This is a genomic window from Streptomyces luteolus (assembly GCF_029968015.1).
GTDB lineage: Bacteria > Actinomycetota > Actinomycetes > Streptomycetales > Streptomycetaceae > Streptomyces > Streptomyces luteolus.
The window spans coordinates 146113-162652 of the sequence record NZ_JASCIS010000014.1 but is presented as its reverse complement, the minus strand read 5'-3'; the positions used below and the strand labels follow the sequence as shown (position 1 = coordinate 162652).

The 16540-nt window shown below is 71.2% G+C and carries 15 protein-coding genes and 1 tRNA gene; 7 read left to right on the top strand and 9 right to left on the bottom strand.

Features of this window, described 5'->3' with window-relative positions:
* Positions 1 to 212: 212 nt before the first annotated feature.
* Positions 213 to 1967, top strand: coding sequence for an N-6 DNA methylase (locus QIT00_RS16395; RefSeq protein WP_282536005.1), 1755 nt, complete (start codon positions 213 to 215; stop codon positions 1965 to 1967).
* A 2-nt stretch (positions 1968 to 1969) separates the two neighbouring features.
* On the opposite strand, the gene QIT00_RS16390 is transcribed toward QIT00_RS16395, so the two are convergent.
* Positions 1970 to 2356 carry a VOC family protein gene (locus QIT00_RS16390; RefSeq protein ID WP_282536004.1) on the bottom strand — a complete coding sequence of 129 codons (387 nt, stop codon included), beginning with the start codon at positions 2354 to 2356 and terminating at the stop codon, positions 1970 to 1972.
* Positions 2357 to 2454: 98 nt separating this feature from the next.
* Here QIT00_RS16390 and QIT00_RS16385 point away from each other — a divergent pair, with 98 nt between their 5' ends.
* The 5 genes from QIT00_RS16385 to QIT00_RS16365 all read left to right on the top strand — a co-directional run bounded on the left by QIT00_RS16385 (position 2455) and on the right by QIT00_RS16365 (position 8275).
* Positions 2455 to 3030 carry a TetR/AcrR family transcriptional regulator gene (locus tag QIT00_RS16385; protein ID WP_282536003.1) on the top strand — a complete coding sequence of 192 codons (576 nt, stop codon included), beginning with the start codon at positions 2455 to 2457 and terminating at the stop codon, positions 3028 to 3030.
* Positions 3031 to 3096: 66 nt separating this feature from the next.
* Entirely contained in the window at positions 3097 to 3684 is a 588-nt protein-coding gene (locus QIT00_RS16380; protein WP_282536002.1) for a hypothetical protein, read from the top strand.
* Between the two features lie 199 nt (positions 3685 to 3883).
* On the top strand, positions 3884 to 5626 hold the full coding sequence (locus tag QIT00_RS16375; protein ID WP_282536001.1) for a VanW family protein: 1743 nt from the start codon (positions 3884 to 3886) through the stop codon (positions 5624 to 5626).
* Positions 5627 to 5924: 298 nt separating this feature from the next.
* Positions 5925 to 7637 (top strand): sensor histidine kinase, encoded by a 1713-nt coding sequence (locus QIT00_RS16370; RefSeq protein ID WP_282536000.1) that lies wholly within the window; start codon positions 5925 to 5927, stop codon positions 7635 to 7637.
* Positions 7628 to 8275, top strand: coding sequence for a response regulator transcription factor (locus QIT00_RS16365; protein ID WP_282535999.1), 648 nt, complete (start codon positions 7628 to 7630; stop codon positions 8273 to 8275). The genes QIT00_RS16370 and QIT00_RS16365 overlap by 10 nt, the downstream gene beginning before the upstream one ends.
* A gap of 292 nt (positions 8276 to 8567) precedes the next feature.
* On the opposite strand, the gene QIT00_RS16360 is transcribed toward QIT00_RS16365, so the two are convergent.
* Together QIT00_RS16360 and QIT00_RS16355 are read right to left on the bottom strand one after the other, a co-directional pair.
* A complete protein-coding gene (locus tag QIT00_RS16360; protein WP_282535998.1) occupies positions 8568 to 10643 on the bottom strand; it encodes an MDR family MFS transporter in 2076 nt (691 codons plus the stop codon).
* Between the two features lie 159 nt (positions 10644 to 10802).
* Complete coding sequence (locus tag QIT00_RS16355; RefSeq protein ID WP_282535997.1) at positions 10803 to 11312, bottom strand: DUF309 domain-containing protein; 510 nt, start codon at positions 11310 to 11312, stop codon at positions 10803 to 10805.
* Between the two features lie 94 nt (positions 11313 to 11406).
* On the opposite strand from QIT00_RS16355, the gene QIT00_RS16350 reads away from it, so the two are divergent.
* Positions 11407 to 11480, top strand: a tRNA-Pro gene (locus QIT00_RS16350).
* Between the two features lie 167 nt (positions 11481 to 11647).
* Here the strand turns inward: QIT00_RS16350 and QIT00_RS16345 are convergent.
* The 6 genes from QIT00_RS16345 to catA all read right to left on the bottom strand — a co-directional run bounded on the left by QIT00_RS16345 (position 11648) and on the right by catA (position 16466).
* The gene (locus QIT00_RS16345; RefSeq protein WP_282535996.1) at positions 11648 to 12466 is read right to left on the bottom strand and encodes an alpha/beta fold hydrolase; all 819 of its coding nucleotides are present in this window, start codon (positions 12464 to 12466) and stop codon (positions 11648 to 11650) included.
* 70 nt (positions 12467 to 12536) lie between these two features.
* Positions 12537 to 13748, bottom strand: a complete 1212-nt coding sequence (locus QIT00_RS16340; RefSeq protein ID WP_282535995.1) for a thiolase family protein — start codon at positions 13746 to 13748, stop codon at positions 12537 to 12539.
* Complete coding sequence (locus QIT00_RS16335; RefSeq protein ID WP_282535994.1) at positions 13748 to 14392, bottom strand: CoA transferase subunit B; 645 nt, start codon at positions 14390 to 14392, stop codon at positions 13748 to 13750. The genes QIT00_RS16340 and QIT00_RS16335 overlap by 1 nt, the downstream gene beginning before the upstream one ends.
* A complete protein-coding gene (locus tag QIT00_RS16330) occupies positions 14389 to 15177 on the bottom strand; it encodes a CoA transferase subunit A (protein WP_282535993.1) in 789 nt (262 codons plus the stop codon). The genes QIT00_RS16335 and QIT00_RS16330 overlap by 4 nt, the downstream gene beginning before the upstream one ends.
* A gap of 28 nt (positions 15178 to 15205) precedes the next feature.
* Positions 15206 to 15502, bottom strand: coding sequence for a muconolactone Delta-isomerase (gene catC, locus QIT00_RS16325; protein ID WP_282535992.1), 297 nt, complete (start codon positions 15500 to 15502; stop codon positions 15206 to 15208).
* A gap of 97 nt (positions 15503 to 15599) precedes the next feature.
* Positions 15600 to 16466, bottom strand: a complete 867-nt coding sequence (gene catA, locus QIT00_RS16320) for a catechol 1,2-dioxygenase (protein ID WP_282535991.1) — start codon at positions 16464 to 16466, stop codon at positions 15600 to 15602.
* Positions 16467 to 16540: the final 74 nt, after the last annotated feature.

Sequence of the window (16540 nt, the reverse complement as noted above, 5' to 3'; positions counted from 1 at the left end):
ACCCCCTGCGGCATAAGGTACACCTCGACGCGCCACCGGCGGAACAAGTATTGCGTTGACGTTGTCAACGGATGCAGTGATGGAGGTCGTATGCGAGCTAGGGCCTCCCGTACCAGTCGCCGCCATGCGCGCACTGACGACGGGATCCGTCCCCCGTCAGTGCGCCCTGTATTGCCTCCTGGATGTCATCTGGCCCGTGTACGGTGTCAACCATGTCGGACCCTGTTGCTTCCGTCCCGGGCCAGCCCGACGGTCTATCCGCCGCGCTCGTCACCGGTGCTGAGATCGCCCGCCTAGCAGGAGTGACCCGGGCAGCCGTCTCCAACTGGCGCCGTCGGTACGGTGACTTCCCCCCTGCGCAGGGCGGTAGTGCGTCCAGCCCGCTCTTCGCCTGGCCGGAAGTGCGTGACTGGCTGGAACGCCGCAACAAGAGCCAGGAAGTCTCCTTGGAGGTGCAGACCTGGCAGGCGCTTCGAGCCGCCTACGGCGACTCCGCCGCGGCTGGCGTCGCAGCTGTGGCCGCCCACCTGCTGAAGCAGGCAGGCGGAGGAGACGCTGAGGCAGTGGCGCTCACCTATGGCCCACAGGGCGCCGAGGTCGCCGCGGCCTCGCTGCCAGAAGCTGCTGCCTCCGCCGTAGACCGCCTCGCTGCCGAGAGCACGGCCGCTGAGGCGTTGGAAGCTCTCGTCGAAAGATTGACGGACTCGGCCCGTCGGTCCGGATCCGATCAGTTCACAGCCCCGCGAATTCTGCGGGCCGTGGCTCATTTCGCCCCCGACTCGGAACCGGGGCAGTCCGTCCTCGACCCGGCCTGCGGAATCGGCTCGCTCCTCCATGCTGTTCAGTCCGAACGGGACCTGATCCGCGCCGGCCAGGACGTCGACGCGGACTCCATCCGTATCGCCCGTGTCCGCTCCATGCTCTCGGGCGGCTCCGGCGCCACCTTCGTCGAGGGCGACTCCCTGCGTGCTGACGGCTTCCCATCCCTGCAAGCCGACCTAGTGGTCTGCGATCCGCCTGTGGCCGTCACCGACTGGGGGCGCGAGGCACTCCTCATTGATCCCCGCTGGGAGTTCGGTACACCTTCGCGCGCGGAAGGCGAACTCGCCTGGCTTCAGCACGCGTACGCACACACCGCACCGGGCGGTCATGTCCTCATGGTGATGCCTGCCTCCGTCGCCTACCGCAAGGCCGGTCGTCGTATCCGGGCCGAGCTGGTCCGGCGCGGCGCCGTACGCAAGGTCGTCGCCCTGCCCGGCGGGGTCGCCTCCGCGCACTCGTTGCCCGTGCACCTGTGGTTGCTGCACCGGCCGGTCGACGCGACCGAGCGCCCCGCCACCGTCACCTTCGTCGACCTCAGCGGCAATGCCCCCGACGGCAGTCTCGAACCGACCGAGCGGCAGCGCGCTGAAATCCCGCTCATCGATCTGCTCGACGACGACGTCGACCTCACCCCGGCCGCGCGGATGCCCGTCGGGCGTGGCGAGCTAGCCGCTGAGTTCGAGCAGGCCCGAGCTGAACTGGTTTCTTCCCTGCAGGAGTTGGATGTGACCGCCCCGCGGCTGCGCCCCACCGAAGGTGCCGACCTCTGGGGCGGGGCTACGGTGAGCGTCGCGGACTTGGTCCGTGCCGGTCTGGTCGAGCTGGGACCGGAGGGGCCTGCCGTCACCGGTGACCAGATCGATGCCGACTACCTCGAAGGGTTCCTCCAGTCCGGGCCCAACCTTCGTCGAACCACGTCACAGAGCGGCACCTACCGAGCCGATCACAGAGGCTCCCGCATTCCTCAGTTGGACCCCGCCGAACAGCGGCGCTACGGCGAGGCGTTCCGCGCTCTGCGTGAGGCTGAGGCGCAGGCGGAGAGGTTGGCGCTGGCGGCACGGCGCATGGTGGAGATCGCCCGTGAGGGATTGGGGAGCGGGACGCTGGAGCCGTGGGACGACTCCGCGCCCGATCGCCGGACCTGACGTCATGCATCCTGCGGATACCAGCGGAGTTCCACCGTATTGCCCTCCGGGTCCCGCACATAGATCGACTGGGCGTCGCCACGGGCGCCGAAACGGGGGACCGGGCCTTCGAGGACCGTCAACTCGCCCGTGTCGATGACCTCTTGCCAGTCGAGCGGCTCGACGACAAGGCAGATGTGGTCCACGTTGGACTCGCCGCGCGGGCGGGCGAGGAGGTCGATGATCGTGGTCGGGCTGACCCGCACGGAGGGGAACGGCACCTTGCCCGCCCGCCACTCCTCGACCCGCACCGGTTCGAGGCCGAGCGGCCCGCAGTAGAACTCCAGGGCGCGCTCGACGTCCTCGACGTTCAGGACCAGGTGGTCGAAGTCCTTGACTCGCACTCGCATGACACATGCCTCTCGTCTCGAACTCCGTCTGCAGTGGTAAAACTGTAGTACTGCATTCGTAGTTGTGTATTCGTCTTGCGACCTTGTGGGGGAGACCCATGCGACAGAATCCCGCCCGCCGGACCGCGCTGCTCGACGCGGCGATCGAGGTTCTGGCCCAGGAGGGGTCGCGTGGGCTCACCCTGCGCGCCGTCGACAAGGCCGCCGGAGTGCCCACCGGCACCACCACCAACTACTTCGCCAATCGTGCCGAGTTGCTCCGCCAGATCATGGGCCGTACGAAGGAGCGTCTCACCCCGGACCCGGCCGCGATGGCGGAGACCATGAAGGCCGATCCCAGCCGTGAGCTGACGGCGACCCTGCTGCGGCAGCTGGTCGAGCGGATGCGGACCGACCACAGCAGCCACCGGGCCATGCTGGAGCTGCGTCTGGAGTCCACGCGCCGCCCGGAGCTGCAGGAGGACCTGACCCGTACGTTCACGGAGCTGCTCGACGACAACATCAACTGGCACCTCGACGCGGGGCTGCCCGGCGACCGGGACACCGTGCTTCTGCTCTACCTCGCCATGCTCGGCGTGATCGTGGACGACCTGACCGTGCCGGGCCTGCTGGAGCCGCACGGTATCGACCACATCATCGACGTACTCGTGGAGCGGAGCGCGCCGGGGGAGTGAGGGCGGAGGGCCCAACTCCCCCTTCTGAGGGCGGGATTGTCAGTGCCGGGTCGTACGGTCGCTCGTATGACCGACCACGCGTATGCGCCCGTGCCCGAGCTGAACCTGCTGCACGCCTTCAGCGACCCCCTCGCCGACTCTTTCTCGCAGGGCTTCGAACTGGACGAGTTCGGGGCCGTCGGCGGTATCGACACCTGGTCGAGCGATCCGGAGTTCCTCGACCGCTTCCGCTCCTTCGGCCTGGCCAACGGCTCCGGGTCGCTGTACGCGTTGTGGCGCGTGGACGACCGCGCGGATCTGGCCGAGCTGCCGGTCGTCGCGTTCGGTGACGAGGGTGGTGTGCACCTCGTCGCGTCCACGCTGCGCGACCTGCTGCGACTGCTCGCCTGCGACCGGTATGTGTACGTCTTCCCGGACGGGATCTCCTTCTCCGACCCGGAGGAGGACGCGGCGGAGGGCGCCGGCTCCGGTGAGGTGCACGAACTGTATGTGGCCTGGCTGAAGCGGGAGTTCGGCCTGGACCCCGCGGTCGATCCGGACAGAGTCGTGCTCGCGGCGGAGGAGCGGTACGGCCGACGGTTCGTGAGCTGGATGGACCGGTACGTGAAGGGCTTCGCCGAGGAGCACGCCGAGCGCTCCGGCTACGGAGGGTAGGGGGGCGCCAGGTCCCGGGAGTGGCCGGAACCTGCCGTGACGGTGAGCGTGACGATGCTCACGTAAGCCCAGCTATGTCCGCATTTGTGAGGTGCGCCCTACACGGTCAATGCCCGACTATGGGTTACTTGCTCGGTTGTCCCGAGCGCCGCCCGCGCACTGCCGGGACCCTGCCCGACGCCGTCTCCGAGGGAGCTCCATGCAGCAGCGAATACGCCCCGCGTACCTGCACCCCGCCGCGATAGCGGGAGGTGTGCTCGCGGTCGGTGCCGGCGGTCTCTACCTGGCGGGCTCGCTGGTCAACGGTGACGGGATCGACCCCGGCACCCGCATACGCGGCGTGGACGTCGGCGGACTCAGCCGGGCCGAGGCGCAGCAGAAGCTGGAGCGCGAGCTCGTCGCGGGCGAGGGCTCGAAACCCCTGGCCGTGCGCATCGGGGACCGGGAGGACACCGTCGTCCCCGCATCCGCCGGGCTCGGCGTCGACACCGAGGCCACCGTCGACAAGGCGGCCCGCAGCGGCGCCGACCCGTTCACCGTGATCGGCGGACTCTTCCGCTCCGGCGGTGACGTCGAACCCGTCGTGGACGTGGACGAGTCCAAGGCGCGCGCCGCCGTGCAGGACCTGGCCGACCGGCACGAGCAGAAGGTCCGCGACGGCGCCGTCACCTTCAAGAACGGCAAGGCCGAGGCCCGCGAGGCCCGCACCGGCCACACCCTCGACGTCGACGGGGCCGTCACCGCCCTGCGCGCCGCGTACCTCCCCGAGAAGCCCGCCGCCCGGACGGAGCTGCCGACCCACAGGACCGAGCCGAAGGTCTCCGCGAAGGAGACCGACCGCGCCCTGCGCGAGTTCGCCGAGCCCGCCATGTCCGGGCCCGTCACCCTCGACGTCGCCGGCAGCAAGCTCACCATCGGGCAGCACACGCTCGGCAAGTACCTGGACCTCAAGGCCGACGACAAGGGCCAGCTGAAGCCGAGCCTGGACAGCAAGGGCCTGATCAAGGACCCGCAGGTCGCGGAGCGCATCGACGGACTCAACAGCGGCGCCGAGAACGCCGACCTTGCCCTCGAAGGCGACCGCGTGGTGGTCGCGAGCGACGGCAGGGCCGGGCAGGAAATCACCGACAAGGCACTCGGCAAGGCCGTCATGCCGCTGCTCACCAAAACCGGCGCCGCCGCCCGTACGGGCGAGGTCGCCACGAAGACGACGCAGCCGCAGATCAGCCGCGAGAACATCGACGAGCTCGGCCTGACCGAGAAGATGTCGTCGTTCACGGTCGACTTCGAGGCCGCCCCGTACCGCAGCACCAACATCGGCCGCGCCGCCGAGCTGATCAACGGCTCCCTCGTCCTGCCCGGCGAGGAGTGGAGCTTCAACCGGACCGTCGGCGAGCGCACCAAGGCCAACGGCTTCGTGGACGGCACGATCATCCTGAACGACCAGTACGCGAAGGCCGCGGGCGGCGGCGTCTCCGCCGTGGCCACCACGATGTACAACGCCCTGTTCTTCGCCGGTGTGAAGCCCGTCGAACACGGCGCGCACTCCTTCTACATCGAGCGCTACCCCGAGGGCCGCGAGGCCACCGTCGCCTGGGGCAGCCTCGACCTGCGCTTCCTCAACGACTCCGGCAACGCGATCTACATCAAGGCCGAGTCCACCGACACCTCCGTGACCGTCACGTTCCTCGGCACGAAGAAGTACGACGAGGTCCTCGCCACCCAGGGCCCGCGCGAGAACATCAAGCCGCCCGAGGAGCGCACCAGCACCGCCGAGCAGTGCCAGCCGCAGACCCCGCTCGAAGGCTTCGACATCACCGTGGAGCGGATCCTCAAGAATGGCGGCGAGGAAGTGCGGCGCGAGCCGTTCCGCACGCATTACACGCCCCGCGACAAGGTGACGTGCGAGCCGGAGGAATCCTCCAGCCCCTCCGACGAGTGAGGCCCGGGCGGGCCCGGAGCGTGTTCGGCTTGCCCGCCGTCGTGGCTGAGGCTGTGCGCAGTTCCCCGCGCCCCTATCAATAGCCCCTCCGGCGTTTGAGGAGCGGGGTCCCGGGGGTGGAGCCCCCGCAGCGCCGCAGCCACGCGGCGCCAGCCGCAAATCGGACACAGCCGGGAAGGGGCGGGTAGGGGAGAATATCCAGCTCGTCAGGCGATGCCTTAGCGTGTGGGCCGTGACATGGGCGGGGACGAGGGTGGGACGAGAAGCCGGGCCGCGGTGCCTGGGCCTCCGCCTTGCCGTGGGCGCTCTCACCGCCGTCCTCGCAGGCAGCGTCGGCGCCTGGTCGTACGCGCGCACCGGGGCCGACAGCGCCGACATCGTCCGGGACCTCGCGGTCGGCTGGGCGTACGCGGGCGCCGGGCTCGTCGCCTGGTGGCGCAGGCCCGCCAACCGCACCGGCCTGCTGATGCTCGCCGAGGGCATCACCTGGTTCATCGGCAACCTCCAAGGCACCTCCGTACCGGCCCTGTTCGCCCTCGGCGCCTGGTGGGAGGGGCTGAACCTGGCCGTCCTCGTCCACCTCGTCCTGACTTTCCCCGACGGCCGTATCACCGGCGCCCGCACCCGCCGCCTGATCCTCGCCACGTACGCGATCGTCGCCGTCGGAGGCCTCCTTCGCGCGCTCACCTACGATCCGGCCCGCGCCCACCACGCCACCTATCTGGACTGCAGCGGCTGCGGGCCCAACGCGCTGCTCGTGAACGGTGCCACCGGCCTGTTCGAGCCGGTCGACCTGGTCTTTCGCGGGCTCGCCGTGCTGATCTCCGTACTCACCGCCACGGCCGTGGTGCACCGCTGGCGGCGCGCCTCGCACGCCCGCCGACGCGCCCTGCTGCCCGCCTGGGCCGCCATCGGCGCCGCGATGGTCTTCATCCTGTGGGACATCGTGCGGCTCACGGTCCCCGGACTCGACGGCCTCGGCGCGGACCTCGTGCTCCTCCTGTCCGACCTCGCGCAGTGCGCCGTACCGATCGCCTTCCTCGCCGGGCTGCTGCGGATGCGCCTGAAGCAGGCCGAGGTCGGCGGACTGGTCATCGAGGTCGGCGCGGACGCCACCCCGGCCCGGATGCGCGAGGTCCTCGCCCGCGTCCTCGACGACAGCTCGCTGCGGCTCGGCCTGTGGCAGCAGGGGCAGGGCATCCGCGGTGGCTACGCCGACGAGGACGGCACGCCCGTACGCGCCGACGGACCCCGCGCGACGCGCGTCGACTCCGCGCGCGGCACCCCGCTCGCCGTCCTCGACCACGACCCGGCGCTCGCCGAGGACCCCGAACTGCTCGCCGCCGTCGGCGCCGCGCTCCGCCTCGCCCTGGAGAACGCCTGGCTGCGCACCGAGGCCAGACAGGCCGGTACGCGCATGGTGCGCGCCGCCGACGACGAGCGCCGCCGCCTCGAACGCGACCTGCACGACGGCGCGCAGGCCCGCATCGTCTTCGCCCTGATGGCGCTGCGCCGGGTCGGCAAAGGCGTCGCCGACCACCCCGACGCGAAGGTGCGCGACTCCGTCGCCGAGGTCGAGCAGAGCCTGCGCCTCGCCCTGGAGGAGCTGCGCGGACTCGCCCAGGGCATCCACCCCGCCGTACTGACCCGCGAGGGCCTCGCCTCTGCGCTCGCCGAACTCGCGCGGCAGGCCGAACTCCCCGTCGTGGTCGCCGCCGAGCCCGGCCGCTACGACCCGGTCGTGGAGACCACCGCGTACTTCACCGTCTGCGAGACCCTCGCCAACGCCGCCAAGCACGCCCGGGCACGCGCCGTCAGCGTCTCCGCCCGGCGGCAGGGCACCACCCTCGTCGTGGAGACCGTCGACGACGGCATCGGCGGCGCCGACACCGCCCGCGGCTCGGGCCTCGCCGGACTCGCCGACCGGATAGCGGCCGTCGACGGAGTGCTGCGGGTGCACAGCCCCGCGGGCGGCGGCACCCGCGTACGAGTGGAGCTTCCATGCGTGTGATCGTCGCCGAGGACTCGGCGATCCTGCGGCAGGGGCTCGTACGCCTCCTGGCCGACGAGGGCTTCGAGGTGCCCGCGCACTGCGGCGAGCCAGGGCCGCTCCTCGGCCTGGTCGACCGGTACCGGCCCGATGCCGTCCTCGTCGACATCCGGATGCCGCCCACCCACACCGACGAGGGCCTGCGCGCCGCCACCGCGATCCGCGCCCGGCATCCGCACACCGGCATCCTGCTGCTCTCGCAGTACGTGGAGACCACCGCGACGGTGCGCGCGCTCGCCGACGACGGGCGGGGCTTCGGCTACCTCCTCAAGGAGCGCGTCGCCGACGCCGACGAGCTGGCCCGCTCCCTGAAGCAGGTGGCGGCCGGAGAGACCGTCGTCGACCCCGACGTCGTCGCCCACCTCATGGGCGGGGCGCGCGGCGCGAGTGCCCTCGCCGAACTCACCGCCCGCGAGCGGGACGTCCTCGCGCTGATGGCGCAGGGGCGCTCCAATCACGCCATCGCCCAAGCACTGGTCATCGGAGCGAAAACGGTGGAGTCGCACGTACGCAGCATCTTCACGAAGCTGGGCATCGACGCCGACGCACAGGACAACCGACGTGTCCTGGCCGTCCTCACGTACCTCCGCGAGGCCTGACGCCGCACGCCGCACGCCCCCGCACCCGGCTTGCCGCCCCGCGACCGGACGACACGGCTCCGAGCCCCCCGTGACTCGTGACCGTGCCCCCGTTTCCCCGTACCCCGAATGTCCGGTGCGGAGCGGTGCCGGATGACCAAAACTAGGCGGCCCGGCCGGACGGAACATCAGGGAAAGCCCTGAATACCCATGGGTATGCGGGCCTGCTGACCAGGTACGTAGGTATGTGCGTACGTACCTACGCGGGCGGGGGCGAGGAGGATCGGGGCGAGACGCGTTGCCGTGCGGCGGGTCAGGTCGAGACGCGTTGCCGGGCACCCGGCATGCCCGTGGCGAGGTCCTCGGCGAGCAGACGCTTGGCGATCGCGTCCGTGGCGGCCCGCAGCTCGGGTCCGGCCGGGCGGCCGCGGTCCTCCTCCAGGCGGTCGCCGAGCCACTCGCTCCACGCCCGGCTGATCACGTCGGCCTCGCGCGCGCCCGCCCCGGTGTGCGCGAAGAACGCGCCCTCGCGGCTCAGATACCCCTCGTCGACCATCCGGTCGAAGACCGGCACGAGCACCTCCGGCGGCACCTCGCGGCGCGCGGCGATCAGCCCGAGGCTGGCATGCCCGACGAGCCGCGTGAGCAGTTCGACCTGCATCACCGCCCACGCCCCCGCCACATCGAGCCGGGACTGGGAGGCGGCGAGCACCCCGCGCGCCTCGGCCGGACCGGCGGCGCGGACGATCTTGGCGACGGCGAGTTCGAGCAGGTTGGCCGAGTCCCCGGTCGCGGCCGGAGAGGAGAACCCCTCACCCATGTCGGACGAGGTCATGCGCGCGCTGTCCCGCAGCTCGACCTGCTTCAGGAACAGCGCGAAGACGAACCCGAGCACCGCCACCGGCACCGTGAGCAGGAACACCGTCTGCAGGCTGTCCGCGTACGCCGCCACCAGCGGCGCCGCCTGGTCGCCCGGCAGCGCGTGCAGCCCCTGCGGACTCTGCGCCGCCCGCGCGAGCACCGCCGGATCGCCGCCCGCCTGCGCCGCCGCGCCCACGGCCTCCCGCAGGTTGGGCTCCAGTGAGTTGGCGTAGATCGTCCCGAACACCGCGGTGCCGAAGGCGCTGCCGAGCGTACGGAAGAACGTGACCCCGGACGTGGCGGTGCCCAGGTCCGCGTACTCGACGGTGTTCTGCACGGCGATCGTCAGGACCTGCATGCACAGGCCGATCCCGACGCCGAGCACGAACATGTACAACGACTCCAGCCACGCGCCCGTACCGGTGCCCATCAGCGAGAGCAGATACAGACCGAGCGCCATCACGAGCGAGCCGACGATGGGGAAGATCCGGTACGTGCCGGTCTTGCTGACCACGTTGCCGCTGAAGATCGACGCGATCAGGAGTCCCGCCACCATCGGCAGCGTCCGCACCCCGGAGACCGTCGCCGAATCCCCGTCCACGTACTGCAGATACGTCGGCAGGAACGTCATCGCGCCCAGCATCGCGAAGCCCACGACGAAGCTGAGGATCGAGCAGACCGTGAACACCGGGTTGGCGAACAGCCGCATCGGCAGCATCGGCTCGGCCGCCCGCCGCTCCACCAGGCAGAACAACGCGAGCGCCACCGCACCACCGGCGAAGAGCCCGATGATGACGCCCGAGCCCCAGGCGTACTCGTTGCCGCCCCAACTCGTCGCCAGAATCAGGGCACTCGACCCCGCGGCGACCAGCGCGATGCCCAGGTAGTCGATCACCGGGCGGACCACGGACTTCACGCTGGGGATGGTCCGGGCGGCCGCGATCACCACGAGGATCGCGATCGGGACGTTGACGTAGAACGCCCAGCGCCAGGAGAGGTGGTCCGTGAACAGGCCGCCGAGCAGCGGCCCCACCACCGTCGAGACGCCGAAGACCGCACCGATCGCACCCTGGTACTTGCCGCGCTCCCGCAGCGGGATGACGTCCGCGATCAACGCCATCGCCGTCACCATCAGGCCGCCCGCGCCGATCCCCTGCAGCCCGCGCCAGACGATGAGCAGCGTCATGTTGGTGGCGAGCCCGCACAGGAACGAGCCGGTGATGAAGACGACCGCCGAGATCTGGAAGATCACCTTGCGGCCGAAGAGGTCGCCGAACTTGCCGACCAGGACCGTCGCCACGGTCTCGGCGAGCAGATAGGCCGTCACGACCCACGACATATGGGCCCCGCCGCCCAGGTCCGCGACGATGGTGGGCAGCGCGGTGCCGACGATGGTCTGGTCGAGCGCGGCGAGCAGCACGCCCAGCATGATCGTCACGAACACGACCTTGCGGGTACGGGTGTCAAGGACGGGCGGCGCGGGAGCAGGCGCGGGAGGGGGCGCGGCGGCCTCGGCACTGGTGGTCACACGACAACTCTTGTGCGCCGCATCTGCCGCCGCCCGCCGCGCAGGTCCGTACCGGTGACACTGCGGCTCGGTCCGTCACGAGTGGCCGCTCAGAACTTGCGCGCGGCGCCACCCAGCAACTGGGGAGACGCCTCCTCGGCAAGGTCCGAAGGAGACGCCCTACGCCCGGCGCAGGCGGGGCGCGCACTCTGCCGCGTCCACCGTCTCCTCGCCCCGCTCCACCCGCGCCGCCAACTCCTCGGCCCAGGCGCCCAGGCCGGGCGCGTCGATCCCGTACGGCGCGGGCTCGGCCGCGATCACGTCGGCGCCGCGGCGCAGCAGCCGCGCCCCGCCCGTGGTGTTGCCGCGCGCCGCGTGGGTGAGGCCCACCGCCAACTGCGCGAGCCCCCGCCACAGCGCCCGCTCCTCCTCGGGCCCCGACTTCCAGGCGTCCTCGAAGACTTCGTGCGCGTGGAACGGCCTGCCCTGGTCGAGCAGCGCCTGCGCCTCGGCGAGGGTCTCGTCCGGGGTGCGTACGACACCTTCCGGCTGCCGGTCGACGCCCTCCGCTCCGTACGGCAGCGGTCGGCCGAGGCCATCGCGGGGGCGGGCGTTGCGGGCGCGGCCCTCGGCGTCGCGGTCGCGACCCTGGGCGTCTGGGGAGGGGGTGCCCTTCGGGTTGATGTTCACCCTCCGATTGTGGCGGGGCGGGGGTGATCGGCGCAGGTCCGGGGTGAGGTAAGGTACTTACTGCACGGCGCGGGCCACACCCGCGAGCGAGCACCGGGACGTGGCGCAGCTTGGTAGCGCACTTGACTGGGGGTCAAGGGGTCGCAGGTTCAAATCCTGTCGTCCCGACTTTTCGAAGTCGCAGTCCGAGGGGCCGTTTCAGAGACATCTGAAACGGCCCCTCGGTCGTTCCCGGGACCGGTCCGGAACCCATGGGCTTCGACGAGGCGCGGCCCGTCGGGGAGCAACTCACCTGCGGCCGGGACCAGTCGTGCGACGGACGGGTCGGTCCCTCCTCAGCGCGTCATACTCACGGTGCCGTTCGCACGGAGGTGGGCGAGCAGCGCGCTGGTCACGGCTCGGGGCTGCTCCACGGCGAGGTGCCCGGTGGAGACCGTCGTCAAGGTGCCCTCCGGGATTCCGGCGGCGAGTTCCGACGCGTGTTCGAGAGGCGTGGCCACGTCGTAGCAGCCGCCGATGACGAGGGTGGGTGCAGTGATGCGGGCCAGCCCGTGCCTCAGGTCGTAGTCGGCGAGGGCGTCGCAGCAGGCCGCGTAACCGCTGGGATCGGCCTCGGCGAGATTCCGCAGCAGCGCACGCCCGAGAGAGGTTTCGGCGGTGAGCGGGTCGGCGAACCACCGGCTCGGACTGGTCGAGAGCAAGGGTTCCGTTCCCTTGAGCCGGACCAGTTCCGCGCGCTCCCGCCAGGGGCCGGCCGCGCCGAAGTGGGCGGAGGAGCAGACGAGGGCGAGCCTCGCGACCCGGTCGGCGTGGTGGACGGCGAGCCAGGTGCCGACGGCGCCGCCGAGCGAGATCCCCGCGTACGCGAACCGCTCGATACCGAAGGCGTCGGCCAGGTCGAGTACCAGCCCGCCGAGGTCGCCCACCGTGCTCGCGCCGGGCGAGCTGTCCGGCAGCAGGCGGGTGGGCGAGCCGCCGTGACCGGGCAGGTCCCACCGCACGACCCGGTGATGCCGGGCGAGGGCGGGCACCTGCGCGTTCCAGACGGCCATCGAGGTACCCAGGGAGGGCCCCATGAGGAGCGGGGGCGCGGAGTCCGGGCCGTCGACGCGGTGATGGAGCAGACGCGGAGCTGCCGCGGTGTCCTGGGTCATGCACTCTCCTCGTGCTGGGCGTACCGCGGGGGCGCGGCGTCGTACGGTCTCCGTCTGGTCGAAGCGTCCGTCAGCGTTCGAGGACCAGGGCGAGGCCCTGGCCGACGCCGATGCAGAGGGTGGCGACCCCGGTGCCGGATCCGCCCGCCCTGAGCTGGTGGGCGACGGCGCCGACGAGGCGTGCGCCGGAGGCGCCGAGAGGGTGGCCGATGGCGATGGCGCCGCCGCGAGGGTTGAGGATCGACGGGTCGAGCTCGGGCCACTCGGCGACACACCCCAACACCTGGGCGGCGAAGGCCTCGTTCAGCTCCAGCACCGACAGGTCCGCGAAGGTGCGGCCTGCCTTCGCCAGTGCTCGGTTCACCGCTTCCACGGGGCCGAGACCGAAGTAGTGCGGCTCGATGGCGGTGGCGGCGGAGGCGCTGATCCGGGCCAGCGGCTCACGGCCTGTGGCCTTCAACCCCTCCTCGTCCACGAGCAGGAGCGCGGCGGCGCCGTCGTTGAGCGGCGAGGCGTTGCCCGCGGTGACCGAGCCCCCTTCCGTGCGGAAGGACGGCCGGAGCCCGGCCAGCGCCTCCAGGGACGCGTTCTCGCGGACGCACTCGTCCCGGTCGAAGAGGACCGGGTCGCCCTTGCGCTGCGGGACCGGCACCGGCACGACCTCCGCGTCGTACAGCCCGTCCTTCCACGCCGCTGCGGCCTTCTCGTGACTGGCGAGCGCGTAGGCGTCCTGCTGCCGGCGGGTGATGTCGTGCTTCTCGGCGATCAGCTCCGCGCTCTCACCGAGCGGGACGGTCCACCGCGGCTCCAGCCTCGGGTTGACCATGCGCCAGCCGAGGGTGGTGGAGTACAGCTCGGCGTGCCCGGCGGGGAAGGCCCGTTCGGGCTTGGGAAGCACCCAGGGTGCGCGGGACATCGACTCGACGCCGCCGGCCAGGGCGATGGAGACGTCGCCGAGTGCGATGGCCCGCGCGGCTTGGATCACGGCCTCGAGGCCGGACGCGCAGAGGCGGTTGACCGTGACGCCGGGAACAGTGACCGGAAGGCCGGCAAGCAGCACGGCCATGCGGGCCACGTCGCGGTTCTCCTCGCCCGCGCCGTTGGCGTTGCCGAAGAAGACGTCACCGATCCGCGCCGGGTCCAACTGCGGTGTACGCGCGAGGAGTTCGCGTACGACATGGGTGGCGAGGTCGTCCGGGCGCACCGCGGCGAGCCCGCCGGAGTACTTGCCGACCGGTGTGCGGACGGCATCGACGACGTAGACGTCACGCGGTCGGGACATCAGGAGACCCCCTCGGAGATACGGACGTCCGCCGCGGTCCTGTCGGCGATCTCCTCGGCGTCGACACCCGGCGCGGTCTCGATCAGGACCAGACCGTCCTCGGTGACGTCGAGGACGCCGAGGTCGGTGATGATCCGGTTCACGCACCTCCTGCCGGTGAGCGGCAGGGAGCACTCCGCGACGACCTTGGGGCTGCCGTCCTTGGCGGTGTGCGTCATCACGACGACCACCCTGCGGGCGCCGTGCACGAGGTCCATCGCACCGCCGATGCCGGTGATCACCTTGCCGGGTACGGCCCAGTTGGCGAGGTCACCGCGGGCGGAGACCTGCATGGCCCCCAGTACGGCCGCGTCGATGTGACCGCCCCGGATCATCCCGAAGGACAGCGCCGAGTCGAAGAAGGAGGCGCCGGGCAGGACCGTGACGGTCTCCTTGCCTGCGTTGATCAGGTCGGCGTCCACCGCGTCCTCGGTCGGGTACGGGCCGACGCCGAGGAGACCGTTCTCCGACTCCAGGACGACCTCGACGCCCTCGGGGAGGAAGTTGGGGATCAGTGTCGGCAGGCCGATGCCGAGGTTGACGTACTGCCCGTCCTCGAGCTCCTGCGCCGCACGGGCGGCCATCTCATCGCGGGTCCAGGTCATGGCTGCTGCACCGTCCCTCGCGCCGAAGGCGCGGAAATCGTTCGCTTCTCTATCTTCTTGTCGGCGGCCTGCTCCGCGGTGAGCGGGACGACGCGCTGCACGAAGATCCCGGGCAGGTGGACCTGGTCGGGATCTATCTCGCCCGGCTCGACGAGCTCTTCGACCTCGGCGACGGTGATCCGGCCCGCCATGGCCGCCAGCGGATTGAAGTTCCTGGAGGACTTGCTGAACACCAGGTTGCCGTCGCTGTCGCCCCTGGCTGCGCGGACGAGGGCGAAGTCGGTGGTGATGCCGCGCTCCAGGACGTGGTCGGCACCGTCGAACGCCCGCACCTCCTTGGGCGGCGACGCGACGGAGACCGAGCCGTCGCCGTCGTAGCGCCACGGCAGGCCGCCGTCGGCGACCTGGGTGCCGACCCCCGCCGGGGTGTAGAAGGCGGGGATGCCGCAGCCGCCCGCACGCAGCCGCTCGGCCAGCGTGCCCTGCGGGATCAGCTCGACCTCCAGCTCACCGGCGAGGTACTGGCGGGCGAACTCCTTGTTCGCGCCGATGTAGGAGCCGGTCACCCGGGCGATGCGGCCGGCCGAGAGGAGGACGGCGAGTCCGGACTCCATCGCGCCGCAGTTGTTCGAGACGACGGCCAAGTCCGTGACGGCGGTGTCGTACACCGCCTGGATCAGGGTGTTCGGCACCCCGCTCAGACCGAATCCGCCGACCGCGAGGGTCGCGCCGTCGTGGATGTCCGCCACGGACTGAGCGGCCGAAGCGGCCACCTTGCTGCCCATCGGAGTTCCTGCCTTTCGTCCGGGCCGGTCAGGACGCCGCGGCAGCGGCGTCGAGTGCGGACGGGTGTGTCGCCAAGGGAGTGACGGAGACCTTCATGTAGGGGAAGAGCGGGAGGTTCCACAGCAGGGTGTGCAGTTCGTCGTTGTCCGCGACATCGAACACGCTGAGGTTGGCGTACTGCCCGGCGCAGCGCCAGATGTGCACCCATCGGCCTGCCTTCTGCAGGTCCTGGCAGTAGTTCTTCTCACGGCTGAGGAGGTCCTCGCGGACCGCGGCGTCGAGGTCCTGCGGGATCTCGACGTCCATCTTCACTGCGAACAGCATGGTGCTTCCCTGTGGTTGGAGAGTGGGTCGTCCGGTGCGTCCGGCACGTCGGCCGTCCCCGGGGCCACCGCCATCGGCAGCTCCGGGAGGCGAACCGTCACGCCTTGTCGAGTACGAAGTCGTAGGTGACCTCGTTGCCGACGCCGCTCGCCGCGGGAGCCGGGCTCAGGATCAGCTCCGGCTTGACGGCCGAGGCGATGTCGTCCTCGACGTGGCTGCCGCCCCGGAAGTACAGCTGGGTGGTGACGAGTTGGTGGCCGGGGGCGGAGACCTTCAGATGGAGGTGGGCGGGGCGCCAGGCGTGCCAGCCGGCCGCGGCGATCAGCCTGCCGCAGGACCCGTCGGTGGGGATCTGGTACGGGGCCGGCTCCCTCGTGTGGATCCTGAAGTGGCCCTGGGCGTCGGTCGCGACGGTGCCGCGCAGGTTCCACTGGGGCAGTCCGGGGGCGAACTGCGAGTAGAGGCCGTCCGCGTCGGCGTGCCACATCTCGACCTTCGCCTCGGCCAGCGGGGTGCCGTCCACGCCCGTCACCCGCCCCTGGAACAGCAGCGGCGTACCGGGCTCGTCCTCGCGCATCGGCAGCGTCGCCTGGACCGGGAAGGCCGGTGAGTCCGGTACGTAGTACGGGCCCTCGATCGTGCCCTTGCTGCCCTGGCGCTCCTCGTTGGCGACCTCCTCGACGACGTGCTCCACCCACACGTCGAGGAAGAGGGGCCACTCGCCGTCCGCGCCGACCTGGATGAGCCACGCCTTGAGGGCTTCGTACTCGGCGTAGGTGACCTGGTGGCGGCGGATGACGTCGTGCACGGCGGCGAGGACTTCGGAGGCCAGGGTGTCGACGCGCTCACTGGCGGCGGCGACGGTGTCCGCGCGCCGCAGGGTACGGAACTTCTCGGTGGCGGCGGCGCCGGACGCGGCCGCGGTTGCCTGTGCGGCGGGCTGCCGCGTGGTGGTGTCGGTCATGTCCTGTTCCTGTTCCTCGTGCGGTGCGGTGCGGTGCGGTGCGGTGCGGAGTGGATACGTCGGATGGCGGGCAC